The organism is Haloarcula sp. CBA1127, assembly GCF_001485575.1.
In the GTDB taxonomy this organism is placed as follows: domain Archaea; phylum Halobacteriota; class Halobacteria; order Halobacteriales; family Haloarculaceae; genus Haloarcula.
In genome coordinates, this window is sequence record NZ_BCNB01000002.1 from 201,166 (window position 1) to 226,775 (window position 25,610).

The 25,610-nt window shown below is 58.6% G+C and carries 30 protein-coding genes and 1 rRNA gene; 15 read left to right on the forward strand and 16 right to left on the reverse strand.

Annotation, left to right across the window (positions count from 1 at the left end):
- Window positions 1-5 precede the first annotated feature (5 nt).
- The 3 genes from AV059_RS01965 to AV059_RS01975 are packed head-to-tail and all read right to left on the reverse strand — an operon-like array spanning window position 6 to window position 2,963.
- Window positions 6-1,442: a glycosyltransferase family 2 protein gene (locus tag AV059_RS01965; RefSeq protein ID WP_058991833.1), complete on the reverse strand. Its 1,437-nt coding sequence runs from the start codon at window positions 1,440-1,442 to the stop codon at window positions 6-8.
- A gap of 3 nt (window positions 1,443-1,445) precedes the next feature.
- A complete protein-coding gene (locus AV059_RS01970) occupies window positions 1,446-2,570 on the reverse strand; it encodes a HEAT repeat domain-containing protein (RefSeq protein WP_058991835.1) in 1,125 nt (374 codons plus the stop codon).
- A gap of 15 nt (window positions 2,571-2,585) precedes the next feature.
- Window positions 2,586-2,963 (reverse strand): response regulator transcription factor, encoded by a 378-nt coding sequence (locus AV059_RS01975; protein ID WP_058991837.1) that lies wholly within the window; start codon window positions 2,961-2,963, stop codon window positions 2,586-2,588.
- Window positions 2,964-3,081: 118 nt separating this feature from the next.
- Here AV059_RS01975 and AV059_RS01980 point away from each other — a divergent pair, with 118 nt between their 5' ends.
- Window positions 3,082-5,235 carry a hypothetical protein gene (locus tag AV059_RS01980; protein WP_195156604.1) on the forward strand — a complete coding sequence of 718 codons (2,154 nt, stop codon included), beginning with the start codon at window positions 3,082-3,084 and terminating at the stop codon, window positions 5,233-5,235.
- Between the two features lie 107 nt (window positions 5,236-5,342).
- Here AV059_RS01980 and AV059_RS01985 read toward each other — a convergent pair whose 3' ends face one another.
- Window positions 5,343-5,795, reverse strand: coding sequence for a pyridoxamine 5'-phosphate oxidase family protein (locus AV059_RS01985; RefSeq protein WP_058991838.1), 453 nt, complete (start codon window positions 5,793-5,795; stop codon window positions 5,343-5,345).
- A gap of 184 nt (window positions 5,796-5,979) precedes the next feature.
- Between AV059_RS01985 and AV059_RS01990 the strand changes: the two genes are divergently transcribed.
- Window positions 5,980-6,204 (forward strand): hypothetical protein, encoded by a 225-nt coding sequence (locus tag AV059_RS01990; protein ID WP_058991841.1) that lies wholly within the window; start codon window positions 5,980-5,982, stop codon window positions 6,202-6,204.
- A 71-nt stretch (window positions 6,205-6,275) separates the two neighbouring features.
- Here the strand turns inward: AV059_RS01990 and AV059_RS01995 are convergent, their stop codons facing one another.
- A complete protein-coding gene (locus AV059_RS01995; RefSeq protein WP_058991842.1) occupies window positions 6,276-6,707 on the reverse strand; it encodes a DCC1-like thiol-disulfide oxidoreductase family protein in 432 nt (143 codons plus the stop codon).
- 212 nt (window positions 6,708-6,919) lie between these two features.
- Here AV059_RS01995 and AV059_RS02000 point away from each other — a divergent pair, with 212 nt between their 5' ends.
- Window positions 6,920-8,218, forward strand: a complete 1,299-nt coding sequence (locus tag AV059_RS02000; protein ID WP_058991844.1) for a DUF6498-containing protein — start codon at window positions 6,920-6,922, stop codon at window positions 8,216-8,218.
- A gap of 29 nt (window positions 8,219-8,247) precedes the next feature.
- Here the strand turns inward: AV059_RS02000 and AV059_RS02005 are convergent, their stop codons facing one another.
- Together AV059_RS02005 and AV059_RS02010 are read right to left on the reverse strand one after the other, a co-directional pair.
- Complete coding sequence (locus AV059_RS02005) at window positions 8,248-8,724, reverse strand: hypothetical protein (RefSeq protein ID WP_228841702.1); 477 nt, start codon at window positions 8,722-8,724, stop codon at window positions 8,248-8,250.
- A gap of 156 nt (window positions 8,725-8,880) precedes the next feature.
- Entirely contained in the window at window positions 8,881-10,071 is a 1,191-nt protein-coding gene (locus tag AV059_RS02010; protein ID WP_058992129.1) for a PQQ-binding-like beta-propeller repeat protein, read from the reverse strand.
- Window positions 10,072-10,301: 230 nt separating this feature from the next.
- Here AV059_RS02010 and AV059_RS02015 point away from each other — a divergent pair, with 230 nt between their 5' ends.
- Both AV059_RS02015 and AV059_RS02020 read left to right on the forward strand, forming a co-directional pair.
- Entirely contained in the window at window positions 10,302-10,514 is a 213-nt protein-coding gene (locus AV059_RS02015; protein WP_058991846.1) for a hypothetical protein, read from the forward strand.
- 61 nt (window positions 10,515-10,575) lie between these two features.
- Window positions 10,576-10,839 carry an MTH865 family protein gene (locus tag AV059_RS02020; protein WP_058991848.1) on the forward strand — a complete coding sequence of 88 codons (264 nt, stop codon included), beginning with the start codon at window positions 10,576-10,578 and terminating at the stop codon, window positions 10,837-10,839.
- A 103-nt stretch (window positions 10,840-10,942) separates the two neighbouring features.
- Here AV059_RS02020 and AV059_RS02025 read toward each other — a convergent pair whose 3' ends face one another.
- The 3 genes from AV059_RS02025 to AV059_RS02035 form a co-directional block, all read right to left on the reverse strand.
- Window positions 10,943-11,140: a heavy-metal-associated domain-containing protein gene (locus AV059_RS02025; RefSeq protein ID WP_058991851.1), complete on the reverse strand. Its 198-nt coding sequence runs from the start codon at window positions 11,138-11,140 to the stop codon at window positions 10,943-10,945.
- Between the two features lie 464 nt (window positions 11,141-11,604).
- Window positions 11,605-12,039, reverse strand: a complete 435-nt coding sequence (locus tag AV059_RS02030) for a universal stress protein (RefSeq protein WP_058991853.1) — start codon at window positions 12,037-12,039, stop codon at window positions 11,605-11,607.
- Between the two features lie 120 nt (window positions 12,040-12,159).
- Complete coding sequence (locus tag AV059_RS02035; RefSeq protein WP_058991854.1) at window positions 12,160-13,515, reverse strand: sulfatase; 1,356 nt, start codon at window positions 13,513-13,515, stop codon at window positions 12,160-12,162.
- Between the two features lie 478 nt (window positions 13,516-13,993).
- Here AV059_RS02035 and AV059_RS02040 point away from each other — a divergent pair, with 478 nt between their 5' ends.
- Window positions 13,994-14,389 carry a hypothetical protein gene (locus AV059_RS02040; protein ID WP_058991856.1) on the forward strand — a complete coding sequence of 132 codons (396 nt, stop codon included), beginning with the start codon at window positions 13,994-13,996 and terminating at the stop codon, window positions 14,387-14,389.
- A 143-nt stretch (window positions 14,390-14,532) separates the two neighbouring features.
- On the forward strand, window positions 14,533-14,931 hold the full coding sequence (locus AV059_RS02045; protein WP_058991858.1) for a hypothetical protein: 399 nt from the start codon (window positions 14,533-14,535) through the stop codon (window positions 14,929-14,931).
- A 65-nt stretch (window positions 14,932-14,996) separates the two neighbouring features.
- Here AV059_RS02045 and AV059_RS02050 read toward each other — a convergent pair whose 3' ends face one another.
- Together AV059_RS02050 and AV059_RS02055 are read right to left on the reverse strand one after the other, a co-directional pair.
- Complete coding sequence (locus AV059_RS02050; RefSeq protein WP_058991860.1) at window positions 14,997-16,070, reverse strand: NAD(P)/FAD-dependent oxidoreductase; 1,074 nt, start codon at window positions 16,068-16,070, stop codon at window positions 14,997-14,999.
- A gap of 119 nt (window positions 16,071-16,189) precedes the next feature.
- Entirely contained in the window at window positions 16,190-16,864 is a 675-nt protein-coding gene (locus tag AV059_RS02055; RefSeq protein ID WP_058991862.1) for a ribonuclease HI family protein, read from the reverse strand.
- A gap of 144 nt (window positions 16,865-17,008) precedes the next feature.
- Between AV059_RS02055 and AV059_RS02060 the strand changes: the two genes are divergently transcribed.
- From AV059_RS02060 to AV059_RS21815, 3 genes are all read left to right on the forward strand, one after another.
- The gene (locus AV059_RS02060; protein ID WP_058991863.1) at window positions 17,009-17,338 is read left to right on the forward strand and encodes a hypothetical protein; all 330 of its coding nucleotides are present in this window, start codon (window positions 17,009-17,011) and stop codon (window positions 17,336-17,338) included.
- A 73-nt stretch (window positions 17,339-17,411) separates the two neighbouring features.
- Entirely contained in the window at window positions 17,412-18,620 is a 1,209-nt protein-coding gene (locus tag AV059_RS02065) for a PQQ-dependent sugar dehydrogenase (protein WP_058991865.1), read from the forward strand.
- A gap of 159 nt (window positions 18,621-18,779) precedes the next feature.
- Window positions 18,780-18,983: a DUF202 domain-containing protein gene (locus AV059_RS21815; protein WP_154020970.1), complete on the forward strand. Its 204-nt coding sequence runs from the start codon at window positions 18,780-18,782 to the stop codon at window positions 18,981-18,983.
- A 66-nt stretch (window positions 18,984-19,049) separates the two neighbouring features.
- Here the strand turns inward: AV059_RS21815 and AV059_RS22900 are convergent, their stop codons facing one another.
- The gene (locus AV059_RS22900; protein ID WP_255356088.1) at window positions 19,050-19,181 is read right to left on the reverse strand and encodes a hypothetical protein; all 132 of its coding nucleotides are present in this window, start codon (window positions 19,179-19,181) and stop codon (window positions 19,050-19,052) included.
- Window positions 19,182-19,497: 316 nt separating this feature from the next.
- Between AV059_RS22900 and AV059_RS02070 the strand changes: the two genes are divergently transcribed.
- Both AV059_RS02070 and AV059_RS02075 read left to right on the forward strand, forming a co-directional pair.
- Window positions 19,498-20,928, forward strand: coding sequence for an APC family permease (locus AV059_RS02070; RefSeq protein ID WP_058991868.1), 1,431 nt, complete (start codon window positions 19,498-19,500; stop codon window positions 20,926-20,928).
- A 2-nt stretch (window positions 20,929-20,930) separates the two neighbouring features.
- On the forward strand, window positions 20,931-21,665 hold the full coding sequence (locus tag AV059_RS02075) for a universal stress protein (RefSeq protein ID WP_058991870.1): 735 nt from the start codon (window positions 20,931-20,933) through the stop codon (window positions 21,663-21,665).
- A 63-nt stretch (window positions 21,666-21,728) separates the two neighbouring features.
- On the opposite strand, the gene AV059_RS02080 is transcribed toward AV059_RS02075, so the two are convergent.
- Window positions 21,729-22,274 (reverse strand): TCP-1/cpn60 chaperonin family protein, encoded by a 546-nt coding sequence (locus AV059_RS02080; RefSeq protein ID WP_058991872.1) that lies wholly within the window; start codon window positions 22,272-22,274, stop codon window positions 21,729-21,731.
- 203 nt (window positions 22,275-22,477) lie between these two features.
- Here AV059_RS02080 and AV059_RS02085 point away from each other — a divergent pair, with 203 nt between their 5' ends.
- From AV059_RS02085 to AV059_RS02095, 3 genes are read left to right on the forward strand one after another with little or no spacing between them, the layout of a single operon-like run.
- Entirely contained in the window at window positions 22,478-23,155 is a 678-nt protein-coding gene (locus AV059_RS02085) for an SCO family protein (RefSeq protein ID WP_058991873.1), read from the forward strand.
- On the forward strand, window positions 23,152-23,679 hold the full coding sequence (locus AV059_RS02090; RefSeq protein WP_058991875.1) for a TlpA disulfide reductase family protein: 528 nt from the start codon (window positions 23,152-23,154) through the stop codon (window positions 23,677-23,679). The genes AV059_RS02085 and AV059_RS02090 overlap by 4 nt, the downstream gene beginning before the upstream one ends.
- 1 nt (window position 23,680) lies before the next feature.
- Window positions 23,681-24,340 carry a cytochrome c biogenesis protein CcdA gene (locus tag AV059_RS02095; protein ID WP_058991877.1) on the forward strand — a complete coding sequence of 220 codons (660 nt, stop codon included), beginning with the start codon at window positions 23,681-23,683 and terminating at the stop codon, window positions 24,338-24,340.
- A 190-nt stretch (window positions 24,341-24,530) separates the two neighbouring features.
- Here AV059_RS02095 and rrf read toward each other — a convergent pair.
- Window positions 24,531-24,653, reverse strand: a 5S ribosomal RNA gene (gene rrf / locus AV059_RS02100).
- Window positions 24,654-24,872: 219 nt separating this feature from the next.
- Window positions 24,873-25,490, reverse strand: coding sequence for a nitroreductase family protein (locus AV059_RS02105; RefSeq protein WP_058991879.1), 618 nt, complete (start codon window positions 25,488-25,490; stop codon window positions 24,873-24,875).
- Window positions 25,491-25,610 lie beyond the last annotated feature (120 nt).

Sequence of the window (25,610 nt, forward strand, 5' to 3'; positions counted from 1 at the left end):
ATTTCTCAGCTATCTTCATGGTTTTCAACGCTGAACCCGCCTCGCTCCATGACGCCCCAGCTATCTACCCCGCGGAAATACTCAAGAAGCCCCTGCCAGGCCACGATAGTCTTCCACTGTCGGTAACCAAAGTTCTCCAGCACGCCGTACCACAGTAATCGTCCTATCTGCCGTGGGTCTTCATATCGGTTGAAACTCCAGACTTCGCTGAACACGCCGAACCATGACAGGAAGATACCAAACCCAGTCGTAAGCAAAAAGAAAACAATGACAAATTCGATGCTCAACACCCCAAAGTACCACGCAAGCGGGAGAATAATGTAGCCTAGCCCCTCGATAAGTGGACCAAACACCTCCGCTGCGACAAAGAACGGAAGAATGACTGTTCCGACGCGGCCGTACGATGGGTTGAATAGCATTCCTCGATTCGTGACAACCGTCTCAACCATTCCACGGAACCAGCGACGGCGCTGGCGGCCGAGCATGCGTCTATTGCTTGGAACTTCCGTCCAGGCGACTGGCTCGGGCACAAAATCAACAGTGTATTCCCGTCCTTCGTCGGTCAGATACCGGTGAAGGCGAACGATGATGTCGAAGTCTTCTGTAATCGTGTCATGGCGATAGCCACCGATCTCGCGGACAACGTCGGTTCGGAAGAGCCCGAACGCACCCGAGATGAGAATTAATCCTTTGAGCCGATTGAGTCCGAGTCGACCGGAGTAGAACGCACGGAGATACTCCATTACCTGTAGTCCTGGGAGCCCAGTCTTCGGAAGCTTCACCTCTTTGACGAGGCCATCCTTGACAATACATTCGTTTGCTACTCTGATGACGCCGCCTGTCGCCACTGTCGTCCCCGGCCGCTTGAGAAACGGTTTGACGATCTGCAATAATGCATCTCTGTCGATAATCGTATCCGAATCGACCGCACAGAACAGCGCCATCTCTGTCAGCCAGATACCGGCATTGAGTGCGTCACTCTTGCCCCCGTTTGCCTTGTCAACAACCAATAGCTCCTCGTATCGGGTTGACCGGTATGTCCCGTGTATCTCTTCGCTGGGCACTTCGAATGGCACGGCTGCCTCGATTTCTTCGAGTTCAAACCGTTCGATCAATCTCTCAAGCGTCTCATCAGTTGACCCATCGTTGACGACGACAACCTCGAGTTCTGGGTAGTTCAGCGACAGCATCGACTGGACACTCTCTTCAATCGTCGCTGCCTCGTTGTAGGCTGGAACGACAAGCGCAATCCCTGGATAAAACGGGCTGGCAAACCGCCTGAACGGCTCATCCCAGTTTGCTTCACGCACGTCGTCGCGCAACTCGAACAGAGCCAGAATATGGAGACAGAGATAATAGCCGTTTACTACGAGATAGTAGGCAAGAATGAACAGCCCAATTGCGCCAAACACTGAGACGGCCAGATGAGTCGTTGAATGCATTAGTTATCCCTGGGTGGCCCGGGTGTGGCCCCGGGCGACACTATCGTATGATACGTGTTCACTGCTCCATTCCCAGGCAGCGCCGAGAATAGCTGGTCCACTACGACCGATTTGATCCTGTCGTCGCACCAGTGCGTTCGTTCCACGGACTAACGCCCGTGGATCCTCTTCGGAAACAAGCGCATAGAGAAGGATTGTCACTGCCTCTTGATCGCCCCATGAACCCAGCATCTCGTAGACAGCACCCCGAACACGCGGCGAGGAATCAGCCGTGGCCCGGGCCAGAAACCGTGAATCTCGAAGCTCCGGTCGCCAGCCGAAACTGCCAAGTGCACTTGCTGCGGCCGCTCGTACACCCTCGTCATCAGCCTCCAAATTGGATGTCAACCAAGATACATCTGCTGTGCGAATGCCGGTTCCGAGTTGTCCGTGAACGAGTAACACTTGCGCCAACAGTGCATCTGACCACGCCTCGTACCGGTTTGCTGCAAGTGCAAACATCGTATCGGGGGCCTCCCGTGCAAGCCGATACAGCGTATCTTGACCAAAGACACTGAACTCCGTTGTCGCCCCATCTAGCAGTAACTCGACGCCCTCTGCGGGGGAATCCAACTGTCCGGTCTGAAAGAGCAGACGCGCAACGGCCGCTCGCTCGGCCTGTGTCGTTGGCTCGTAAGATGCCGCATGATACGGGTCTGGATCATCTAGTCTGATGAGCCACGTTAATGCCTGTAATCGAACGAACGTATGACCACGTTCTAAATCAGACCGGGCGTCATCTGGGATGCCCAACGCGGCACCGAGCTGCTTGAGCGAGTCGGCTTCGCTCCCGTCAAGCTCACGAAGATACTCTGCTAGAAGTTCCGTCGCGACGCTCCGTTCTGTCTTCGAAAGAGTAGGGACCCATTCGTCCCACTTTGATTCTGGTGCAAAGGCTCTGCTGAGTAGCTCGTCTTGTACGTCCGAGCGCACACGACTCCGCTGTGTGGCCTTGAGATACCGGTAGCTCGACAGCCCCATTGTGAGTGCAAGCGAGACTATGAGTCCGATTCCAACGAGGAGTCCTATAACAGCGAGGATGACACTGATGGGTACGGAATACTCACCTACCGCCACAGCACCCTGCATCACCGGTACTCCTGTTCACGCTGTCGCATATCTTCGAACCCGAGCTAGTAGCTCTTGCGCACGAAACGGCTTGGTGACATAATCATCCGCGCCGGAGTCAAACCCCTCCAGTACGTGCTCTTCCTGCCCACGAGATGTGAGCATGACAATGGGTAAGTCCGAACGCACTGCCAACTCACCACCCCGGATCATCCGTAGTAGTCGGGTCCCGTCGAGACGCGGCATCATCACATCACAAATAACCAGTGCTGGTTCATACCCCGTATCAAGCAGATCGGCCGCGGCCTGTCCGTCCTCACAGACGCGGACAGCGTATCCCGCACTCTCCAATCGGTGGGTGAGCAACTGCCGAAGTGTTTCATCGTCATCAACTACGAGTATTTCATCACCCATTTGTTGTTGTCGCTAATATATGCAGAGTCAAAAGTCCGTCTAATAATATATCAGTGGCTAGTAATTACTATCCATTAGAGAGCAATAGAGTAATCAGATACAGAACCATATGCTATCTATGGAACGTCGCCGCTTTCTCGCATCTGTCGGTGTGACTGGGGCTGCTGGTGTTGCGGGGTGTTTAAGCGAGAACGGTAATCAACCGATGTTTCAGGTCCGTCGGAAAGGGTTTGAGCGACTCACTGACGACGGGTATGAACCGCTGACCGTTCGTGGCCTGAACATTGGTATGGCAAAGCCCGGCTATTTCCCAGGGTCGGCAGCCATTACACGGGACGAATACGACCGCTGGATAGCGGATATCGGCGCTATCGCCAATGTGATACGAACGTATACGATTCATCCTCCCGAGTTCTATCACGCCCTTGCAGCGTACAACGCGGATGCAACCGATCCGCTGTACCTCTTGCAGGGAACGTGGGTACCACACGAGCCACTAGTCACCGCAGGCGATGCAACCAGCATCTCAGACACAGTCGATCAGGAGCTACAGCGTACCGTGGACGCTGTCCACGGTGACACGACTCTTCCGGACCGACCCGGGCATGCTGGTGGTGTCTACGATACTGATGTTCACGAGTGGCTTCTGGGGTATTTATTCGGTATCGAGTGGCCACCATCCGTCGTTGAGGCAACGAACCAAGCCAACGACGCTGGGACGTACAGCGGGTCGTACGTACAAAGTGATGGGAGTGCCTTCGAGCGGTGGCTTGCGGAGCGGTTAGACGGTACTGTCGCTCACGAAACAACCAACCATGACTGGCAAGCCCCTGTCGGGTTCGTCAACTGGGTGACGACTGATCCGCTGGAGCATCCGTATGAGCCATTTGTCGACGAAGATTCAGTCACGATTGACCCGGATACTGTAACCACAACTGATGCGTTCGATCCGGGCACGTTTGCGGCCTACCACGTCTACCCGTACTATCCCGACCTGCTCAATGAAACACCGGACTACGTCGACTTTATTGACCACCGTGGTGAGCCCAATAGCTACGCCGGCTACCTCAATGACCTAGTCAGTGTGACAACCCATCCACTCCTCATCGCTGAGTTCGGAGTACCGAGTTCACGGGGTATCGCACACCGTGACGTACATGGGCGTCATCAGGGCCAACATACTGAGCAGTCCCAAGGCGAGATCGTTGCGGCGATGTACGAGGACATCGTCAAAGCAGGCACCGCAGGCGGCGTTGCGTTCGCGTGGCAAGACGAGTGGTTCAAGCGGACGTGGAATCTCGATGCCCGCTCGGTCCCCGGTCGCCGTCCGTACTGGTCAAACATTGAGACTCCCGAACAGCGATTCGGATTGTTGGCGTTTGAGCCGGAGAATGCGGTTTCCCTGTCCGGCAACAGCTCAGACTGGGACGACGCCACTGTCATCAAGCCACAAACAGCAGCCGACGTTCCAGCCGATCACCAACTCGAGGAGCTTCGCATCTCACACAGTCTGGAAGGATTAGAGATGCGAGTAACGCTCGGTGACGTAGCTGACCCGATGGACTGGAGTCGGGTGAACATCATCCTGACAGTTGGACTACGTGGGCAAGAGACGCCTCTCCCACTCAATACGGGTGCGACAGCCGCTGCTGACTTTGTCGTTCACCTGCGTGGACCAGCGACATCCCGTCTGCTGGTCCAGTCGTCGTTCGACGCGTTCGCCCGCGAATTCGGTTCTCAGGCGGGCGTACCACTGCAGGAATATCGTGACGGAACGGCGGGGTTCGTTCCCGTACGCGAGCCTATCAATCGTGGATACACCGTCCCAGCGACAGGCGATGCCGTTCCATTTGAGGCCGTCGAAACGGGCCAGCTCACCTACGGGAACGGGGACCCATCATCGCCCAATTACAATTCGCTCACCGATGTCCACGTCAGTCCAGTAGACCGAACAGTCGAGGTGCGACTGCCCTGGATTCTACTCAACGTTGCTGATCCGTCAACCAAACAGCGAATCGCATCGGACTGGTCCGACGGTCTTGAAACAACGTCTTTCGAGACAGTGACAGTTGGCGCTGCAACGTATCGTCCGACCACAGATGGACGACAGGCGCAGACTATCGATGGCACAACAAATCTCATAGACGCTCTCCCCGGACGCAACGGTACGACAGTGGACACAGCCACGTACAGCTGGGAACAGTGGAACCAGCCATCATATACCGAGCGATTAAAACAATCATATGACGTTTTGCAGAACTCGTGGAGTTAGCTTGCTGTGAAACCCCCGCGTTCGTGCCCACATGGCGACTCGTTCATGTCCACGGCAGCGTTAACTACAGCATGGCCCGTCAGCACAGGGCTAAAAAAGACACACAATCACTGCTGTCCGACAGCGCGGCCTGACCGTTCCTGGGCTTTCAGTGACCACACGTTAGGATTCTCCTGCAGTTCGTACTCAGAGAGAAGGTTTGACTGGTACGCGTTATCAGCGAGTGACTCACGTGCGCTGTCCCATTCGTCGATTTCGATGCGGTTGAGCGGTCCGGAGACAATCACACTCCGCCATGCACCATCTTGACCAATATCGAAGGTGGTAAAACTCGCGACATCCGTCTGTTCCGCGTAACTTTCTTTCCGGAGTTCGGTGGTTGCGCCCAAAAACACGAAATACAGGGTGTCCTCTCCGTCGTACCCGAAGGATAGCGGCACGCCGTATGGCACTCCCTCAGCGGCCATCGACAGCACACCAACACCTCTCTCAGTTAGTACCTCATCAATGACCGATTCTTCCAATTCCGCGCCCAACAAGGGTTGGTAATCTGAACTCATAGCTAAAATATGTTCTTGATACTGGATTAAGCTATGATAGGATTCCCAGAACCTCGGAATTCGAGTCTTGATTAACGACCCGGGGGAGCGCAGGCCACCACTATAACAGATAACGACCAACACTACCCCTGTCATTTGCTACCTGAGTACAAGACTTTGTTACCTGTCAGTCCGAACAGGCGGTATGGCGATCGACCCACTGACAAACGACGAAGTTCTGGCGGTCCTTGAAGACTGTGAGGCGACGGCGGTCCCGACAGCACACATCTCTGCACGTCTGTCGGCCCCGAAACCGTATGTCACGACACACCTCCAACAACTCGCGTTGAAGGGATTAGTCGGGTTCAACACACACAGAGGCGTTCGCCGCTGGCGGCTCACAACCGCCGCAAGGGAAGCCTGTGAGTAAAGCAGAGTCGAACCTTCCTGCTGTCGTCTGGGCACGACTGCTTCACAGAACGCTGGGCTGTGAGCACACGGCTATGCGTCGGTGCGTATATCCCGATCAACAGCGTTTCTGGCAAGCTTTTCGAAGTGGTCTTTCGCGTCGTCTGCCAGCACGTAGCGCTCGTGGACATCATCCGGCTCTCTGCCGCGCCCACTCGCCAGGCCAACGACATGCGCGATTTTCTCGTAGTTTTCCCTGACGAGGGAGCCGACGAGATCGGGGAGCCCGGCGCGGCCGGCGAGTTCTTCGGCGGCTGCCCGCCCCGCGTACACCTGCTTTGTCGGCCGATCGACCAGCACCATCGCAAACGGTGGCTCCTCGAACTGGGCCGTCAGAAACGACTGGGCCGACTCATCGTACCACGAGATCGCGCCGATATCGTCGACCTGCTCCAGAGCTTTCGCAGCCACCGAGCAGTACGGGCATTCGCCGTCGTAGATGAGAACCGAACTAAAACGAGCCATGTACCCACTAGGGGTTCTCGACGCATATATCGTTGGATTGGGAGGGCCGTAGGTAGTGTCAGTGGCCAGTTCGGACCGCGACCTGTCTGCCTTTGTCTCCCAGAACTATCCTCGCATGAGCCGAAGTTGTGTGCCGACTCTTGCCCTGTTGTTTGGCGCAGTCGGCTGTGCAATCAGTTCGTTCATACGTCACTAGCTATCACCATAGAATAATGCCCTCCCCCGGACGGATTCTCCATACAGAGGATAGCCGTCGGACGGAACTACTCGGCACTATCGTTTCGAATTCGCTTCCGATCGTCGGTGTTGCGTTTCTCGACTGGAGTGCGGCTGCATTGCTGTTTCTCTATTGGTTTGAGCTTGGCGTCGACTCGGTCTGGGCACTCGTCCGGGCAGTGTTCGCCGGTCGCCCGCCGGAGATCGAAACTGGAACCTTGCTTATCGGACCGCTGGCACAACGGCAGTTCTCCCTCGCTATCCCGCGAACCGATCTGCGAGTCTATCTCACGACACTGCTCGTACTCCCAATTACTGTCCTAATCTTGGCTGCCGTCTGGTTGTTTACTGGGGCCTTGCTGATCGGCCCGCTGCCGGAACCCGGCACGGAGACGGTAACTGGTGTGCTGCTGGCAACTGTCGGAATTTTCGTTCTGACGGGCATCACTACGGTACGGAATTACTTCTACAACGGCGCATATCGGAAACATAACTCGACGACGGCGTTTCGTGGCCTGTTACCCCGGATAGTAACCGTCTTTTTCGGCGGCATACTCACGCTGACACTGATAACAGCAGCTACGGAGGGGCCTGAAGCAGAACTCGGCAGTCTCGACCCGACTGTTGTTGGACTGCCGCTGGTACTCATGGTCGTCTGCTTCAAATTCACGTCTGACCTCCTGGGCGTCTACAGCGACCGTCTTGCCGTCTATTTCAAGTCGTACGATCAGGAATACGGCTGGCAAACGGCCCCGCCGAAGGCACGATCTATCGACAGGACGCTCGCTGATGCACATGAGTGCGTTCGCCCGGTTCGCTGGGGCCGAGTCATCGGCGGCCTCCTCCGATTCCCATATCACCCAGGCAGCCTGTTTATCGGTGGTATGGGGCTGCTTGTTGCGGTCCTGTTTGCAATCGGCAGTGCCTGGGATATCGTCGCCGTGATCGTTGTCGCAAGCGTTAGCATCCCGGTTTTCCTGCTGTGTCTCGATCAGCTATTGCGATACGGAACAATCGAATACCGAATCGACGCTGACGCTGGTGTGCTCGTCGCATATGACCGTCTGTTTGGCACGGCACTCTGGCGCATCGAGTCATGGGAGGAACGCAGCCTCCGCGTTGAGAAAACGCCGCTTGATTCACTGCTCGGAACGGAGACGGTTACTATCGAACACGCTGAAGGCGAGTATATACTGCCACATTTGCCTGGTACCGCCTCAATCGTCGCGGTGTTTGACCGACAGCCAGACCAGTCAGAACAGATACTCCCCGGTCGGGCTGGATTACTCGGGTAAGTCGTTTGAGTGGCCTGTGGCGGACTTCGTTATCCATCATCGGCGACCGTGTTGTCGGTCCATAGGTCATAGCCGACGACCAGCGCCATGCCACTCGTCGGAATAATCAACAGTAGCCTGCCAACGGGTGAGAAATCAATGCCGGCCATCGAGAGACCGATGTATGCCACAGCCAGTACCGGTGGGACAGTGAGTGCAGCACCGAGTCGAGTGCTGTCCGCCCGGAGGTAGCCAGTGCCCCAGCCGACGAGTCCCAGGAGAATGAGTGGGATCGCAAGAGCCCAGATGAGGAACGCGGTGAGCTCTCTACCGATATCGTTTGTCCCGGCTGTTGTGAACAACAGCGTTCCGAGCAAGCAGGCTCCGGCCCCAACGAGAGCACTGAATGCGAACACGCGCTGTAAGCGAGACATCGACGCGCTGTCACGCCTGAGTACTGTGCCCAGCCCGACTAACAGCAGCGCATTCGCGCTTATGATGAGTCCCGGTCTGAGCGTCCGTTGCACCCAAATTGCGCTAAACGGCGGTGGGTTGAACACATACGAATCACCCGGTCGCGGTGTCGGCCAAAGTTCGAGCGGCACTGCGGTGATGAGCAGACAGACTGCACTCAACCCAAGCAGCGGACCGGCGAGCCGATATGAGCGACGCCACATGGTAGGTCACTCACCTCCGAGGGCCACGACGGTTCCGTCCGGCGACACGCCCACGATTCCGCCATCGAGTACCGCCAGTGAGACTGCCTGATACTCGGTCGGATACTGCCATACTGCCTCGCCGAGGCGCGTGGTGAACGCGGTGAGGCCATCATCAGACTGGAACGTAAACACAGCGTCATCAGCCGCGGCAGTCACCGCGCCACCGAGATTGATTTCCGAGCACCACCGGGGCTCTGGTGGTCCGTTTTCGACGCGGTCGAAGGCGAACGTCGCGCTGGCGGACTCACCCGGGCGCTCAATCGCATACACGCTATCGGGCGTCACGACCGGGAACTCGAGTGATCGTCTGTCGTCGAGACGCCACTGCTCGGTCCCGTCGGTAAGTGACCGGCCTATCAGGTCGCCGTACGTGTTGCTCACATAGACGGTCCCATCAGAGACGACGGGATAGCCCTCAGGTCGGTCCGAGTGTTCCCACTGGACCTCGCCAGTTGCGGCGTCTACCGCCACTATCTCCTGGCCCGCAATAATGACGGTGTCGTCAGCTACGGCCAGCCTCGTCCCGTCGGCGGTCGCCGTCCACTGCCGGCGTCCGTCGTCGGTCGCAAATCTCGCTACCCCGTCAGTCGTGGGGACGAACAGGGCGTCGTCAGTCACCGCTGGAACGCCTGCCCCGGCCGTGTCGGTGTTTCGCCACGCAACTGCTCCGTCCGCAACCTCGAATGCAGCGATACCGTCTGTCGTCGTGAGAAAGACGCGACTGTTAGCTATCACCGGTGGCGCTGGTTCGTCTCCAATGTCGACCACTGACGGAACCGTCGCCGGTGTGAGATCGCGCCGCCACTGTTCTTCGCCGTCACGGAGCGATAGGGCGACGACACCGGTCGCTGTCGTTAGCACGACAGTTCCGTCGGCGACGACCACCGCGCTTGCACCGGTGGTTTCACCGTCACCAGACGATGTTGAAATATCTGCGCGCCATCTGACCGATGGTGTCGTGGTTTCCATCCCGACTGGCGCATAGCCCGTGTTCGTCGCGTCGAACCGCGGCGAGGGCCACGAGCCGTCGGGCACTGTCTCGAAGCCGGAACTGTCGATATCCGGTTCGACTGTATGTGATGGGTCTGGTGCGCCGTCGTCAGGGCACGACGACGAACAGCCAGCGATACCGGCGACTGATCCGGTGGCGACCATTCCGAGGAATGTCCGCCGCAACGTGGAGGGCATCGACTGCCTGTTCTGATAGCTCGATAAAAAATGTTAAGGCGATATCCCACCGTGCAGAAAATTCAACCTCCGGTTGTCCAGAAGACTCACACACATTCTGAGCAACAGTGTTGGAGACTCCTGCTCTACTATTGTTCGAGGCTCACTTCGCAGGCAAATCCAGCAAAACTTAGTAAATCACTCCCAATAGCGGTTCTATGGCCGAAACGACACTCGCAACCATAGACGAACTGCTGGAGGGCGCTTTCGAAGACGTGGACGACCCCGAAGTCCGATACAAACTCAGAAGTGCGCGACAGCTTCTGCAAGTAGTTCAACAGCGACAGGATATCGTGGACGAAGCCATCGATACTGCCGTCGAAGACGAAGAGATCCTGAAAAACCTCCGCGACCTCGGCTATACCGAGTGATGCGTGACTACGACTGTTGGCACAGAACAAGCCTTTTGTCTCTCTCGACCAAGTCACCAGTATGACAGAAGACACCGCTGAGCAGCTTAGAGCAGAACTAGAGGCGGTTTTCACCAGTGCCGAATACCCCGTCGAGGAACCGATGGAACTGGTGCCAGTGCTGCCGGACGGCCCGAGTACGACATTCGAAGCAGGGGATGTCCGCGTCGGGGTGATGGATTTCGGCACGGAATACGCCGAGTATCAGGACTATCCCTACGAGACGGCTGCGGCCCTTGTCGACGATCTGATGGCCGGCTTTCGGGAAGAAGGGCTGTTCGACTGAGCGGGACTTCCCTCACACTGCCTGAGATGGGTATTCCCCACCTAGCAGTAGCTAAAGAAGTTGTGTCGACAACAGCTACAACGGTATTCGCGGTGGGACTGTCTCAGGTCTCTGCGTCGTACCCCGCGTCCTCCACGACGCTGATGAGTTGCTCTGTGCTGACGTCGCCGTCGACAGACACCTGTCCGGCATCTTTGTCGGCTTTTGCGCCTTGGACACCAGCGAGCGCCTCGATGGCCTCCTCGACGGTCTGCTCACAGTGACCACAACTCATCCCTTCGACGGTCAACGTCGTAGACATAGCAGTTTTGACGAAGGATGCGCAGGACTTCTGGGTTACGACTTACCCGCCAGAACATCAATAAATAGTACCATCTGAATAAGAATATTCAACATCAATATATCAATAGATAATTATATATGTATTAGATTGTTACCGATACTGAGCTCTGTGCTCAACACAGGAGCGTATCGAACCGTTCCGGAGTCACGCCCAGTGGCGCTCGGCCAGTTTCGCCGATAGTGCATCAACTCGCAGAGTCCGGTTCTGACCGAGCTACAGTCAGTACCGTCGAGGCGTATCCGTGGCTCGTGCAGCCGATTGGCAGCGGGTCCGGTCTAAGAGCGATCGCGGCTGTTGGAACTTTTAAGCGGCAGTTGGAGGTATTGTCCTGGCCTGCTCAAGTCGTACAACAGTCCATCGACCCCGTAACAACCGCTTTCGACGGAGAACTGCTTGCGGCCAGTGTGTGACTACAAACGCTCCTAGTCCGACTCGGAAATGTCAACAGTGAGTACCGGAACGGACGACTTCGTGACGACCTTCTGCGCTGTACTCCCGAGCATGTTCTTTTCGTACTTGTCTGCCTGCGTTCCCATCGTAATCAGGTCGATGTCGGCGTCTGTAACGTACGATACGATGCGGTCTGCTGGCTTCCCCCGCTGGATAGCTGTCGAAACCTCGATTCCTTCCTGTTCCAGTGTGTCCCGGACTGCCGACGTGGCCTCTTCGCCCTCCGTTCGCAGGTTCTCCAGTACCTCGTCCTGCATCTCGTCATCCATCGACAGGAACGCTCGGTCGTCGACAACATACAGCGCGTGGACGGTGACATCCCGCCCGTCGGCAATATCGATTGTGTGTTCCAGTACCTGCTCCATTGACGCACTCCCATCCGTTGGAACGAGAATATCGCTATACATCGTTCGTACAAATCAAGTTGTCACAAACATCCCTTTCGATTCTGTTCAGCCATCGCAAACACGGAAGCCGTACCACGATTGTGGCGGACAATGCTCGGTTCAGGCCTGCGTGGCACCGACTTAGAGATAGCCGAGTCGCTCCAACCGCGACTTGAGGTCTACGTCGTCGAAGCCATCGATATCGTATTCTGCCATTTCGTCCTCCCCGGACGCGAGTTGAGTGATTTCGAGCGTCTCACTTTGCGCTGCGGAGTCCGCGACAACGTCCGACGGTGGGCGGTCGATAGGTGTTCCGTCGCTGGGCTCGGACCGCCGGCCCCGCACGACCGCTTCGTACTCATCCTCGCCCCACGCTGCGCGCTTGTAGACGGTGTCACCGGGTCCGTCCCGGTACACGAGCGACGCCGGCTGTCGGAACCGGTCCGGTTCGTCAGTGTACTGCTCGGCGTACTCCGCCGTCTGCCCGGTCGGTGGTGCCTGATATGCAGTCGTCTGCCCGTCCGGTGCGACGAACCATCCGGAGTCGTCCGCTTCGCCGTCGAAGGCAGCCAGCACGGCGTCGGGAAACCGCGACAGCGTCGCCAGGGACTCGATTCGCTGTCCCTCGGTCTGCCCCGGACCTCGGACGACCAGTGGGACGTGAAACAGTTCCTCCTGTGTCCCCATCCCGTGCATGACGGCCGGTGGCTCTGTGGCCGCCTGTGGCGGCTCTCCGAACCCATCACCGTGGTCCGACGTGATGACCACGAGCGTGTCGTCCAAAACGCCGCGTGCTTCCAGGTCACCGATGACCTGCTCCAGAATGGCGTCGGTCTGTCGAATCGCCCCGTCGTACAGCGGTTCGAGCAGTTGTCCGACGCCAGCCGGGAGTTGCTCCCCGTAGACGCTCCACTCCCACTTGATTGGGAGTTCGTCGTGCATTCCCCAGTACAGGTTCGCGCCCCACTCGTCGTAGGCGTCCCGAGTCGCGTACGGCATATGCGCGTCCATCAGATTGAGGCACGCGGCCCAGGACTCCGTTTGCTCGTCAATCCACTCTGTCAGCCTATCGGCGTACCAGAACCCGTCGACACCGTTGCGGGTCTCGGACGGGTCGTCAACGTCCGTCGAATCAGGCCGTTCCGTGACGACGGTCTCGAAGCTGTCACTGAGCCCAGATGGGTGAACTGTGAGATACGGGTTCTCGGTGAATACGCCGGTCTCGTAGCCTTCCTCATCAAGGAAATCAAAGATGGTCTGGCCGGGTTGCAGGCGCTCGGTAATCTGGAGTTCGTGGCTCTCGGACGGCACACCGGTGAACAGGCTTGTATGGGCCGGCAGCGACCAGCTCGCGGTCGTCCGTGCCTGCGTGTACACCGTCGCCTCACGACCGAATTCTTCGAGGAAGGGTGTGGTCTTGCGCCGATGACCTAACAGCGAGGTGTTCGCCGCGCGTACGCAGTCAAGAACGACGAGTAACACGTTTGGCCGACCCATTGTCAGGCTTTAGGAGGTCTTCACGGCAAAAGTATGTTCTGTAACCGTTCTCTCTCACAACGGCACTGGTGTTCCATCTCGACCCATCTGTGAATCACATCGACCACTCGGAACAGAGCCAGTCGGTTATTCAGCGGTTGCCGGCGGAGAACTCTTCTATCAGTAAGCGCCAGATTCACCGCTTGTTGCCGTTACAAACCTCCAACCATTTTGACACAGCCCGTCACTTCTTGGACTATGCCAGAAATTCAAGACACAGGCTCTGTTGCAATCAGCGGTAAGTGTTAGTTTTGTATTCCGGCCGTCCAGTACAGGGGACAATTCTATCAACAAGTCTTTTAATTGGATCATCTGACACCTAGAAGAGTCGCCCATGGTCCTTCGTCGAAGAAAGTACCTCCAATTCCTTCCAATATTGACGACTCCGGTTGTTTCGGGATGTAGCCAGCAAAATGAGTCGCCTTCGGTTATTCTTCGGATGGTACGGATCATCAATCTCTCCGAGACGGAGTTACCGGTTGAACTGACTGCGGTGGATGACACAGGAACGGCTGTTGGGCTATATACCGGACAGATCGGAACTCAAGGACCGACTGCAGGGGATGGTGAAGTTGTCCTCCAGCCGAGTGAAATTATGGAGCCGCTCCAGTACGATTATTACCTCACAGTCTCCGGGTCCCAGCGGGCAAAAATTATCGCTAAAAGCCTCAAATCCGCCTATCAGAGCGAGTCGTCCGAACAGGTTGTGGGATGTGTAGAACTCAGTTTCGCCATTCGTGATCCAACTACCGATGCCGAAGTGTGGGGTGACTACACGTTCTGGGAACGTTGCGAGACTGCCCCTGGGACAGTCGATCCCACGACCAGTTCCTGAACTGCAAAATACGCACCTTTTACCGACCGGCTATTCCATCCTATTTTCTATCTGAAAAATGGGATTTCAGTAGAGCCAAGACACAGTGTGCCAGACCCTGCGGGAGTATATTTTATGTGGGTCGACAGTCTGATGAGTAATACGTGGTCAAATCAACGGTCCGGTTTCCCGAAGCGGTGATGGACTGCGTCGAGGAGATGGTAGCGGAGGGTGTCTTCTCGAACAAGTCCGAGTTTCAGCGGTTCGCCGTTGAGTACGTCCTTTCGGAAATCGAGGACTACGAACCCGAGATGGTTGATTTTGACGAACTCCAGAAAGAGGTCTTCCAGCACCAGCCGGCTTCCAGCGGGGCCGAGATGTCGCCGGAGATCAACGAGAACTTCTACGAGAACGCGGCGCGCGTCCGGCAGTTCGCGATTCGCGGGGACATCGAGACGGCAGAAGAGTACATCGACACTGCGTACCCCGTGACAGACCCTCGCTGCTTACTGCTTGACGACTTGCTCGAATCCTATCGACAGCACGACACCGAGGACGAATAAGTCGCTTCCCGGAGCCGATACTCGATTCCCTCGTCGCATCACCGATTGAACTATTCTACGGCGCGTCAGTCGTCGTCAGCGCGGGCCTCTGGCGTCGCCTCTGAGCGTGGCCCGGCGGCGTGTCCCTCGTGCGTCAGCGCTGTCGCGAACAGTTCTTCTGAGACTGCGGGAACGTCCACGTCTTCAACCGCACCCTCGGACTCAATGTCGTCGACTGAACGAGGGTACTTCCTGAGGTCTTTGTGGATCGCGATGCCCGCGTCTGCGCCTTCGCCCATGGCGATCGGGATCTGGTTGTGGCCCGGCGTCAGGTCGCCGACGGCGTAGACGCCGGAGACACTGGTCTCGCCGTGGTCGTCGACGGCCACAGTCCCGTCGTCGTTTCTATCGAGCCCCAGTTCATCGGCCAGTTCCGCGTGGTAGTCCGACCCCAGCATCGGGAAGCCACCCTTGTACTCCCGAACGCTTCCGTCCTCGAATTCGTACGCTGATAGCCAGCCGTCGTCGTCGGTCTGCTTCCCAGAGAGCTCCGTCTCGATGATTTCGACTGGGTGATTGTCGAGCATCGTCTGCGTCTCGTCGCTCCATTCCGGCGTTTCGCCGCGAGTCAGGATGTCAACGTCGTCGGTGTAGTTCAGCATAATCATCGCGACGTGGGCCGCGGCTTCGCCGGTCCCCATCACGAACACCGGCTCGCCGACGAACATGAACGCGTCACAGTGGAGACACCAGTGGAGCCCTTTCCCGGTCCGCGGCAGCGGCGGGTCCGGACGTTCGTCGGCGAACCCGGTCGCCAGGACAACTCGCTTGACCACCAGTTCGCCGTCGCTCGTCGTTACGGTGAATCCGTCCTCGTCGCTGTCGGCGAGTGGCTCGACCGACTCCACGAAGCCCCGCTCGTAGGTCCCGCCGTAATCCTGCACCTGTTCGCGTGCCGTCTCCAGGAACTCGTTCCCCGAAACGTCCTCGGTGACGCCGATGACGTTGTGGGTGTCGGTCATCATCGCAGCGCGGCCCCCACCACGGTTGATAACAACCGTGTCCATCCCCAGTCGGGAGGTGTATAGTGCGCTCGTCAGTCCGGCCGGCCCACCGCCGACCACGGCCACATCATAGTCGAACTGCCCATCGGTATACATTATCATAAAACACGTGCTCAAGGAATAAAAACAGCAGAACAGCGGCCATCGACACAGTAATCTGTCACTGGTGACTGACTTCTTGAGCAACGCGAACGACAGGCTCGCTGGCCCCTGTCTCACCCAGGACCGAGGGCTGCGATGTCGGCCCCGACCGTCGCCTGTGCATCAGCCGGGTTCGGATCACTGTCAGCCAGATGCGTCCATTCGTGGGCAGGCAGCGCCGACAGGTGGTCAGTGATCGCTGTGCTGTACGGCGTCGCTTTCACGGTGCTCTCCTTGTTACCCCAGATGTGGTTGATGACGGTCATCGAATCGATGCGTATCTCGACCGATTCCGGATCACATCGTGCCACCAGTGCTTGCAGCCCGAGCTGGAGGGCAGCGTATTCGGCGACGTTGTTGTTCGTCCGGGAGCCGACCGGACGCCCGAGTCGGGCGATCGGTGTCTCATCAGCCTGAATCACAGCACCGGCTCCAGCCGGTCCGTTACTGTGCGCGCTGCCGTCCACATAGAGAACTACCTGTGACGCGGCGGAAGTAGCCGCGCTCTGCTGTGCCGGGGGCGGGCCAGATTCGATAAGCTCGTCGATTGCGGTCCGTATTTCATCAGCAGTGGTCTCCGGGTCGAACAGGCCACCGTAGCCAGCGACGGCAGCATTGATCGCATCGATAGCGGGGGTGAGTTCGTATCGATACAGGGCCAAGAGCTCGTCGACCCGCGTCGCCAGCGGCGAGAGCGTCTCCGCTGGCAGACGCTCTCTATCACCTGCTGGCTGATTGTGACGGTCCATCAGTGATGCGTAGCTGCGGGCGGGTAAAAGACACTTCGCCGCGACAGGCCCAACGGGCGGTCGGCGTACGAATATCTCTCCAATGACTGGAACTTTCGGATGGGAGCCAAAATAAGCCGTCGCTGCCTACTGGATAGATATCTGATGACCGTCGACCGGATTGAAGTAAGCCATACCGCTGCAGAGAAAGCTGACCGATATCTCACGCCGGAGCAACTCAAGACCGTGCTGCGGGAACACACCGGCTACGTGTGCCGACGCGCGTCACCGAACCACGACGACCTGTACCCGGACAACGAATTTACACTGCGCGGTGAGTTTTACGGACTACAGCTTGACATCGTTTTTGCCGTCGAAAGCGACCATGTTGCAGTCATTACACAGATGTCACAGCACAGCGACAGTTTGCGCGGACAGTTCTACGAGTACGTCGGCGACACCGCTGAGGATGCCGTCAAACACGCTCGGTCGTAGAGCGCATGAATTCAACGGACTGTCTGCAGTTGGGACCGCAGTTAACAGCCCTGAGACCGTATCCCTAGCCACAATGGACAGACGGACCTTCCTTGCTGCGAGCGGGCTCTCGGTCGCAGGGACACTCGCGGGCTGTAGTGCTCCCAGTGACGACCAGCAAGGGGACGGCGATACAGCCACGGATTCCGGGCAGACCGACGATGCAGCGACCGCTGTGACTGTCGAAACCGTCGTCGATGGGCTCGAATCCCCATGGAGCATCACCTCGCTGCCTGATAGCTCGCAATTGTTGGTCACAGAGCGCGTCGGCCGCGTGGTGCTGGTCGATTCTGGAGACGGAACAATCACGCCTGTCACTGGCGCACCGTCGGTGTACGCGAGCGGCCAGGGCGGGATGCTCGATACGGCGCTCCATCCCGACTTTCCGGACCCGGCGTGGGTGTATCTGACATATTCGAAGGCCAACGACAGCGGTGAGTCGGCCACACATCTGGGCCGTGGTCGCCTGAACGTGGCTGACGCGCAGTTCGAGGCGTTTGAACAACTGCACGTCGCAGAGCCGTTTGTCGACTCAGACGGACACTTCGGGTCTCGCGTCGTGTTCGGCCCGGACGAGTTGGTGTACATGACTGTTGGCGACAGACAGTTCAAGGACTTCGGGCCCGACCACGTCGCGCAGGACCGGACGAACGAACTCGGGACCACACTTCGGCTGACGCCCTCGGGTGAGATTCCCGAGACGAATCCGTTCACCGACGACCCGGACGCGGTCGATTCGATATTCAGCTACGGTCACCGCAACGCCCAGGGGATGACCGTCCACCCCGACACGGGAGCCATTTGGCAGGCCGAGTTCGGCGAGCAAGACGGCGACGAAATCAACATCGTCAAACGGGGCGCCAACTACGGCTGGCCGGTCGCCGACGAGGGCTGTACCTACGGCAGCGGCGACCCTATCGGCGTCAGCCACGCGGACCGGGACGATGTCGTGGCACCGGTCTATTCGTGGGACTGCGGATCAGGTGGGTTCCCGCCCAGCGGGACGACTTTCTACACCGGTGACGCCTTCCCGGAGTGGACCGGCGACTTGCTCGTCGGCGGGCTGGCATCGCAATACCTCGCCCGGTTCACCGTCGACGGGCGAACGGTCGAAGAAGCGACGCCCCTCCTCGACGACCGCGGGTGGCGCATCCGCGACGTGGTGGTCGAACCCGAAACCGGATCCGTCCTCGCTGCAATCGACTCGTCGGACGCACCTATCGTGCGACTCCATCCGACCTGAATCGGCCAAATCGGCGACAACTAGTGACCGGCGAACCGTCCACGGAATTCGAACGGGTGTCGGAGAGATACGTCAGATGTGAGCGGGGGCCGTTCTGATCCTATAGATCCATACAGATTCCTGTCAGGTAGACCCGGTTAGCGAGCCCCGTACCGCGTCATTTTTGCTTCTGAACGCGCTACACTGGCTGTGAATCAGACTGCGATTCTGCACGCCGCGTTCGGAGTACTGATCGTCGCAGGGTTCCTCGTTTCGGCACCACTGAGCTATGGCCTGTACGGGCTGGGAGCTGCCTGTTTCATCGCCGGCATCGTACTTGCACGGCGGGATAGCGACGGATCGGAAACTGCCGATAGCGTCTGATATCGGGAACGCGACATGGGGTCCGGTATCAGGATAAGGCAGAGTGGTTTGCGGGGCTGTACTGCTCTACCGATATGAACGCCTGTGAGGGTAGTCGCCGTCGGGAGTCTCGGCTTCCTCGGTGGAACTGAGCGGTTCCTTGGGCTTGATTGGGTCGCCCGATTCGAGTCCCTTTTCGGCGAGTGCATACCCCCCCATGACCCCGATGATGAGTCGGTTGGCCAGCCCACTGGTGATTGAAGCGCTCCCTCTCGGGAGTAGCTATTATGGGGCTGACACCTGATGCCGAAGCATGGACCGGCGAACGCGGCGACGAGTAAGCCGAGGACGAGAAGCAGCGAGACCCTGAAAGTGATACTCTACATACCACTTCGAATGCAGGCATAATGGCCTGTTCATTTGTCACTGGCGTCTGCGGTCCGGTCTGGGTCAACCGCCCGGTTACTGTTGCCTGCGGTATCAGTCACACATTTCGTCGGCGGTTTTATTCGACAGGTGAAACTATCACTGTCATATGACTGATCAGCCTGTCGATGTCGAACCGGGGGGAGAGAACGTCGCCGGTGAGGCACCTGCCGAGGAGCCGGAATCCGTCACCGACGATGCAGTCGTTCACGACGACGACGTCGAACTCGAACGGACTATCGGGCTGGTCGGCGGGCTGGCAATCGGAATCGGAACGATGATCGGAGCCGGAATCTTCGTGTTTCCAGGGCTGGCGGCCGCCAACGCTGGGCTCGCAGCCACGCTCTCCTTTACGATTGGTGGCCTGATAGCGTTGCTTGTGGCGCTGCCGACCTCCGAACTCGCCACGGCGATGCCCCGGAGCGGTGGCGGATACTACTTCATCTCGCGGGGGATGGGGACGGCCTACGGCGCAATCGTCGGCCTCGGGCTGTGGCTGGGCCTGATGTTCGCCTCGGCGTTCTATTTGGTCGGGCTCGGTCACTACGCGAGCGCCGTGTTCGCCGAGCTCAACGTCGCGCTCCCGTTCAGCCCGGTCATCGGCATCGGGCTGTTGTTCGGGGTCGCACTGACTGCATTGAGTATCGGCGGCACGGAAAACACCGCGAAGATTCAGAACGTGGTGGTCGGTATCCTTCTCGTAGTGCTGACGGGCTTCCTTTCCTACGGTGTCCTCGACGCTGTGGGCGTATTTGGTGGCGGCACCGTGCCCGAGCAGTTCTTCTCGAAAGGATACATCCCAGTGTTGACGACCGCTGCCCTCGTGTTCACGTCGTATCTGGGGTTCGCTCAGGTCGCAACTGTCGCGGGTGAAATCAAACAGCCGGGTCGGAACCTCCCGCTGGCGATGGTCGGCTCGGTCCTGATCGTCACTGTCTTTTACGTTGTCACGATTTTCGTCGCGACCAGCGCGTTCGGTGCTGATCGCCTGGGGGAGTTCGGAGAGACTGCGATGGTCGAAGTCGCCCGTGAGTTCCTCGGGTTGCCCGGGGCGGTCGCGATTCTGGGTGCCGGTCTGTTGGCGACGTTTTCGAGCGCGAACGCGTCGATTCTCAGTGCCTCGCGGGCGGTGTACGCTCTGAGCCGCGATGCCTTGCTCCCCAGAAAGGCAAGCGAGGTCAACCTCCGGTACGGCACACCACACGTCGCACTGCTCTCTGCTGGCGGCCCGATTCTCGTCCTCATCGCGACTGGCCGGGTCGAACTCCTCGCCGAAGTCGCCTCGTTCCTCCACCTGATTATGTACGGGCTGATGTGTATCGCCCTGATCGTGTTGCGCCGTCGGAACCCGGAGTGGTACTCGCCGAGCTATCAGGTGCCGGGCTATCCGGTGGTCCCGGCCGTGGGCGCACTCGCGAGTTTCGGACTGATCGTCTTCATGCAGCCCGCGTCAATCGGTATCGGCATCGTGGTCATGCTCGCCTCGTATCTCTGGTATCGTTATTACGCTGGGGACGTGACACTCAAAGGAGACATCTGATTATGACGGACCGACCATCGATACTCGTCCCGCTCCGCGTGCTCGAAGGGGAATCGGTCCCCGAGGGTGTCCCCGAACTTCTCGCACACGCCCACGTGGTCCTGCTGGGGTATCACGTCATCCCGGAACAGACTGCTCCCGGACAGGCGCGGATGCAGTTCGAGGACCGGGCCACGGAACGGCTTGATGACTACGAGGAGATGTTTGAGGAAGCCGGAGCCACCGTCGAGCGGCGACTCGTGTTCACCCACGACGGCCAGAAGACCATCGACCGCATGATTGCTGAGCACGACTGCATGGCTGTCCTCGTTCCGAACGCGACGGGGCCGGTCGAAGACGTGCTGGTCCCAGTCCGCGGGGCCATCGGGGTTGACCGCCTTGCCCGTGTCGTCGCGAGTGTGTTCGGAGAGATGGACGCCGACGTGACGTTGTATCACGTTGCCGATGAGGACACGACGGACGACGACATTCAGACACTGCTCGGCGGGCTGGCGGACCGGCTGGCGGAATTCGGCATGGACCCCTCGACTATCGAGACGCGGATCGACCGCGACCGGAACCCCCTTGACGCAATTGTGGACGTAGCTAATTCGTTTGACACGGTCGTGATGGGTGAAACCGACCCGTCGCTGGCGACGTTCGTGTTCGGGATGCCAGCCAATCAAGTCGCAAACCGATTTCTTGGGCCTGTGTTCGTCGCCCAGCGTGAACGCCCTTCAGCGGACGAAGACGAGTAACACAGCCTGATCCAGCAGCTGGTCGGCTGGATAGCTGTCGGTGTCCGCGCTCCTGTCATGCCCTCAGTGCCCCACCGCCCACGGATAGCCACCCGTCGCCGCGTGGGCGTGGTCGTGTTCACCGTCCGCTGTGCGCTCGTCTGCGCTGGTTCGCACAACGTCGTCGACCCGAAGGATCTGCGTCACAACGGCGACTGCTCGTTGTAGTGCACTCCTGAACACCGTGGACGGTTCCAGAATACCCGCGTCAATCATGTCGCGGGGATGGCCATCGGGGCCGACACCGACCGTTCCCGATCCGTTGTAGTGTCGCTGTTTTATCGCTGTTAGCGTACCCAGTGGGTCCGTGCCCGCGTTCGTGGCCAGTGTGCGCGGAATCGCTTCCAGCGCGGCGCTAAACCCGTCGAAGACAAGCTGGGTCCGGTCCGATATCCTGCGGGACAGCGTGGAGAGATCCATTGCCAGGCCGGTCGGCACCGCACCGCCGCCCGGAACGAGCGCGCCGTCATCGAGTGTGACACGAGTAACATCGATACAGTCAGCGACGATACGGCGGACTTCCTCTGCGACGTGATTTGAGCGGAACTCACCGGAGAGTACGCGGTACACAGTGCCCCGGTAACACGTGATGAGAATGCCAATGTGCGCCTCGCCTCAGTTCACCGGCGTCTGACCGGGTCCGGAAACTGTCTCTTTCACTGTGCTGTGGTTTTGCTCATTCCCACAGTCAGAAACCACGCGAAAGCAGTCGAACGACGGTTTACGAGAATCACACCAGATTCTCCAAATATTTGAGGGCACAAGTACTGCGTATGCGCCGACGGACGCTTCTCAAATCGACGGGTGCGGTTGGAACAATTGTTGGAGTCGCCGGCTGTCTTGGCGGTGGTCGCTTCGGCGATTCGAATCCTAACGTCGTCCTCGAAGAGCCCGACCGGGAGTTCGAGAGCAGCGACCTTCCGTATCCCGCATGGGGGGAACAGATTCCCGACGTGCGTGTCGCCACACCGACCGCATCCCGCGAGGTTCGACTGCGCGATATTGAAACGCCGACGCTCCTCACGTTCTTCTATAGTCACTGCCAGACGGTGTGTCCAGTTCTCATCTCGACGCAGCGAAACATTCAGAGCCACGCACAGAACAACGGCTACGCCGCTGGCGTCCGGTTCCTCCCGATGACGTTCGACCCCGCCCGTGATACCGCAGAACGGCTCGGAGTGTACGCTGACAAGATGAACGTCGATGCCGACAGCGAAAGCTGGCAGTTCCTTCGACCGGCGTCGAAGCAGCGGGCGAAGGCTGTCATACAGGACCAGTTCGGGGTTATGTTCCAGCGAACTGAACCCGAGGATATGGATATGTATATGTTCACGCACACAGCACTGACGCTTCTGGTCAACGCTGATGGGTACGTCGAGCGTGCCTACCGCTCGAAGTCACCGGACGAAGGCACAATCATTGCTGACCTGGAAACGGTGAGAACCGCGTGAACCGCCGGCAGGTCGTTGCGGCGATGACCGGGCTCGGCCTCACCGGCGGAAGTCTCTGGGTTGCCCAGAATGGGTTATCGGGTATCCAACCGCGGGACACAGACCAGCTTCCGGTTCGCGTTGAGACGCTCGATGCACGCGGCTCGTCGGCAGGCGAAACAGCCGTGCCGACGCCGGGAACCGTCACGGTAGTCGACCTCTTCGCTACGTGGTGTGCACCCTGTGACGACCAGCTCCGGATACTAAACGCGATGCAGCCCGAGTACGCTGACGTGTCGTTCGTCTCAGTGACGAACGAGCGGCCCAGCGAGACATTAACGAGGGCTGACATCAGCGAGTGGTGGAACCGGAACGGCGGTGCCTGGACTGTCGGCCTTGACCCCGGCAGCGAGTTGCTGGCGGCACTTGGGGCGGACGGACTCCCGTACATCGCGATTACTGACGAAAGCGGGACCGTCCAGTTCGGCCACAGTGGGCTTGCCGGGGAAGAGACGCTTCGAGACGAACTCGACGCACTGGTGTGAGATGGCCGGAGCTGCCGTACTCGGGACACTTGCATTCGCCGCGGGCGCAGGCATCACGACGTTTTTCGCGCCGTGTGCGTTCCCGCTTCTCCCGGGGTACATCGGGTACTACATGAACGAGAGCGATCGGGATGTCGGTATGCTACCACCTGCCACTGCCGCTGCTGGCGGGGCGCTTGTCGCGCTTACCCTCGTCGCGCTGCTCGTCCTCGCACTCGGGCAGCCACTGAAAAACGCACTCCCGATGCTCGAACCGGTGATCGGACTCGGTCTGATCGCGTTCGGCGTCGTGATGCTCCTGAACAGGGAGCCCGAACTCCGCGTCCCGTTACCAGCACGACCGGCATCCGTAACCGGATTCGGTGTGTTCGGGGCTGTGTACGCGGTCGCTGCAGCGGGCTGTGTCGTGCCGCTGTTCTTCGGTGTGGTCTCCCAGGCTCTCGCATTGCCAGTCCGCGCAAGCGTTCTCGTACTGGCGGTGTACGCGCTCGGGGTCGCGCTTCCGCTCGTGGGTGTGACACTCCTTGCGGGCGTTGGAATCAGTCTCTGGCGCACCTTCGGAAAGTACCTGCAACGGATACACCAGATCGCAGCCGTCGTGATGATACTCGCCGGCGGCGGACAGATTTACCTCGCAGTGTTCGAACTCGGCGTGGTGTAGTTTCAATCGAGCGGCGGCTGGCTCCTCGCGGACAACTGCCTGTTCGCTGTTCCTCCCATCGACAGCGACAGACCAACGATGTGGCTACGAACACTTCGATACAGAACGGTGACGCTGTCTGGGTGTGCGTGGTACCGACGCAAGCTACAGTGGGTTGCGTCGCTCATCGGCACGTAGGAATAGGTATGAATGGTGGCGGCGAACCGGATTTCCCAGAGGCTCGCGCACTCCAGTACTCCCCGGAACGCTGGCGGGCTTATCTTCCGTGTTCGGGATGGGTACGGGAGGCAACCCCGCCGCTGTGGCCGCCTGTATGATATTTCTCTTGGCCACACTTATAAGCGTAGCTACTTGGAGACAAGAACTACCCGAACGTAGTTCGGCCGCTTAATAGCACAGCATCGAAGGCCGCACGATATGACTCGGTTTGGCGCTCTGTTTCAGAGTCCTGACCCGCCGACCATGATCGGCGGTGTCGGAGAGATTTGGGGTTTCGCTACGATCCTGGCGGGTACAGAACGCAGCTAGCCGCTCACTCAAACCGGCCGTTGAAGACGATTTTGTCCAGCGGCTTCCGACTGCTCGGCTCTTCTCGCTCTTTCAGGTCGTCAGGTAGCGTCTCGGGGTCGGCGCGCTCACCGACAGCGACCATCGCTTCGGCGTCGAATTCGTCTTCGGGGACGCCCAGAGTGTCGTGAATTCGGTCCCAGTCGAAGCCTGCCATTGGATGAACAGCCAGATCGCGCCGAGTGCCTTCGAGAGCGAGATTCTGCCACGCAGCGCCGGTATCGAAAGAGCGCGTCACAGCAGGTTCGCCGTTGTGGTCGAGTGTGACCTTCGAGAAGACGGCGATAAGTGCGCCGGCGTCGCGTGCCCAGGAGCGGTTGGCTTCGTTCAGCAGACCGAGGAAGGCGTCCCACTCGTCGTCTTCGCGGGTGGCGTAAACAAACCGCCAGTGCTGATTGTTGAACGCGGACGGGGCCCAGCGTGCGGCTTCAAACAACGAATGGAGGTCATCGTTAGCGAGCGAGTCACCAGTCATCGCACGCGGTGACCAGCGATTGACAAAGAGCGGGTCGACGTTGTGGACCGGGTCACGGTGTTGAGCAACTTCGTCGTCAAGATTGTGGCCGATATTCGTCTGCGACATTATATATCGTCGTTCGGTTCCCACGCTTATGTACTTCTGGCAACATAAATACAATCAGGTGACATCGATGTTATCTTCGGGTAATTATCAAAGGATATGGCATGAGATAGCACAGATCTA

Excerpts from the sequence above, each read along its gene's own strand:
- AV059_RS01965 (WP_058991833.1), bottom strand. The coding sequence starts at position 1,442 with ATGCATTCAACGACTCATCTGGCCGTCTCAGTGTTTGGCGCAATTGGG.
- AV059_RS01970 (WP_058991835.1), bottom strand. The coding sequence starts at position 2,570 with ATGCAGGGTGCTGTGGCGGTAGGTGAGTATTCCGTACCCATCAGTGTC.
- AV059_RS01975 (WP_058991837.1), bottom strand. The coding sequence starts at position 2,963 with ATGGGTGATGAAATACTCGTAGTTGATGACGATGAAACACTTCGGCAG.
- AV059_RS01980 (WP_195156604.1), top strand. The coding sequence starts at position 3,082 with ATGGAACGTCGCCGCTTTCTCGCATCTGTCGGTGTGACTGGGGCTGCT.
- AV059_RS01985 (WP_058991838.1), bottom strand. The coding sequence starts at position 5,795 with ATGAGTTCAGATTACCAACCCTTGTTGGGCGCGGAATTGGAAGAATCG.
- AV059_RS01990 (WP_058991841.1), top strand. The coding sequence starts at position 5,980 with ATGGCGATCGACCCACTGACAAACGACGAAGTTCTGGCGGTCCTTGAA.
- AV059_RS01995 (WP_058991842.1), bottom strand. The coding sequence starts at position 6,707 with ATGGCTCGTTTTAGTTCGGTTCTCATCTACGACGGCGAATGCCCGTAC.
- AV059_RS02000 (WP_058991844.1), top strand. The coding sequence starts at position 6,920 with ATGCCCTCCCCCGGACGGATTCTCCATACAGAGGATAGCCGTCGGACG.
- AV059_RS02010 (WP_058992129.1), bottom strand. The coding sequence starts at position 10,071 with ATGGTCGCCACCGGATCAGTCGCCGGTATCGCTGGCTGTTCGTCGTCG.
- AV059_RS02015 (WP_058991846.1), top strand. The coding sequence starts at position 10,302 with ATGGCCGAAACGACACTCGCAACCATAGACGAACTGCTGGAGGGCGCT.
- AV059_RS02020 (WP_058991848.1), top strand. The coding sequence starts at position 10,576 with ATGACAGAAGACACCGCTGAGCAGCTTAGAGCAGAACTAGAGGCGGTT.
- AV059_RS02025 (WP_058991851.1), bottom strand. The coding sequence starts at position 11,140 with ATGTCTACGACGTTGACCGTCGAAGGGATGAGTTGTGGTCACTGTGAG.
- AV059_RS02030 (WP_058991853.1), bottom strand. The coding sequence starts at position 12,039 with ATGTATAGCGATATTCTCGTTCCAACGGATGGGAGTGCGTCAATGGAG.
- AV059_RS02035 (WP_058991854.1), bottom strand. The coding sequence starts at position 13,515 with ATGGGTCGGCCAAACGTGTTACTCGTCGTTCTTGACTGCGTACGCGCG.
- AV059_RS02040 (WP_058991856.1), top strand. The coding sequence starts at position 13,994 with ATGGTACGGATCATCAATCTCTCCGAGACGGAGTTACCGGTTGAACTG.
- AV059_RS02050 (WP_058991860.1), bottom strand. The coding sequence starts at position 16,070 with ATGTATACCGATGGGCAGTTCGACTATGATGTGGCCGTGGTCGGCGGT.
- AV059_RS02055 (WP_058991862.1), bottom strand. The coding sequence starts at position 16,864 with ATGGACCGTCACAATCAGCCAGCAGGTGATAGAGAGCGTCTGCCAGCG.
- AV059_RS02060 (WP_058991863.1), top strand. The coding sequence starts at position 17,009 with ATGACCGTCGACCGGATTGAAGTAAGCCATACCGCTGCAGAGAAAGCT.
- AV059_RS02065 (WP_058991865.1), top strand. The coding sequence starts at position 17,412 with ATGGACAGACGGACCTTCCTTGCTGCGAGCGGGCTCTCGGTCGCAGGG.
- AV059_RS22900 (WP_255356088.1), bottom strand. The coding sequence starts at position 19,181 with ATGGGGGGGTATGCACTCGCCGAAAAGGGACTCGAATCGGGCGACCCA.
- AV059_RS02070 (WP_058991868.1), top strand. The coding sequence starts at position 19,498 with ATGACTGATCAGCCTGTCGATGTCGAACCGGGGGGAGAGAACGTCGCC.
- AV059_RS02075 (WP_058991870.1), top strand. The coding sequence starts at position 20,931 with ATGACGGACCGACCATCGATACTCGTCCCGCTCCGCGTGCTCGAAGGG.
- AV059_RS02085 (WP_058991873.1), top strand. The coding sequence starts at position 22,478 with ATGCGCCGACGGACGCTTCTCAAATCGACGGGTGCGGTTGGAACAATT.
- AV059_RS02095 (WP_058991877.1), top strand. The coding sequence starts at position 23,681 with ATGGCCGGAGCTGCCGTACTCGGGACACTTGCATTCGCCGCGGGCGCA.
- AV059_RS02105 (WP_058991879.1), bottom strand. The coding sequence starts at position 25,490 with ATGTCGCAGACGAATATCGGCCACAATCTTGACGACGAAGTTGCTCAA.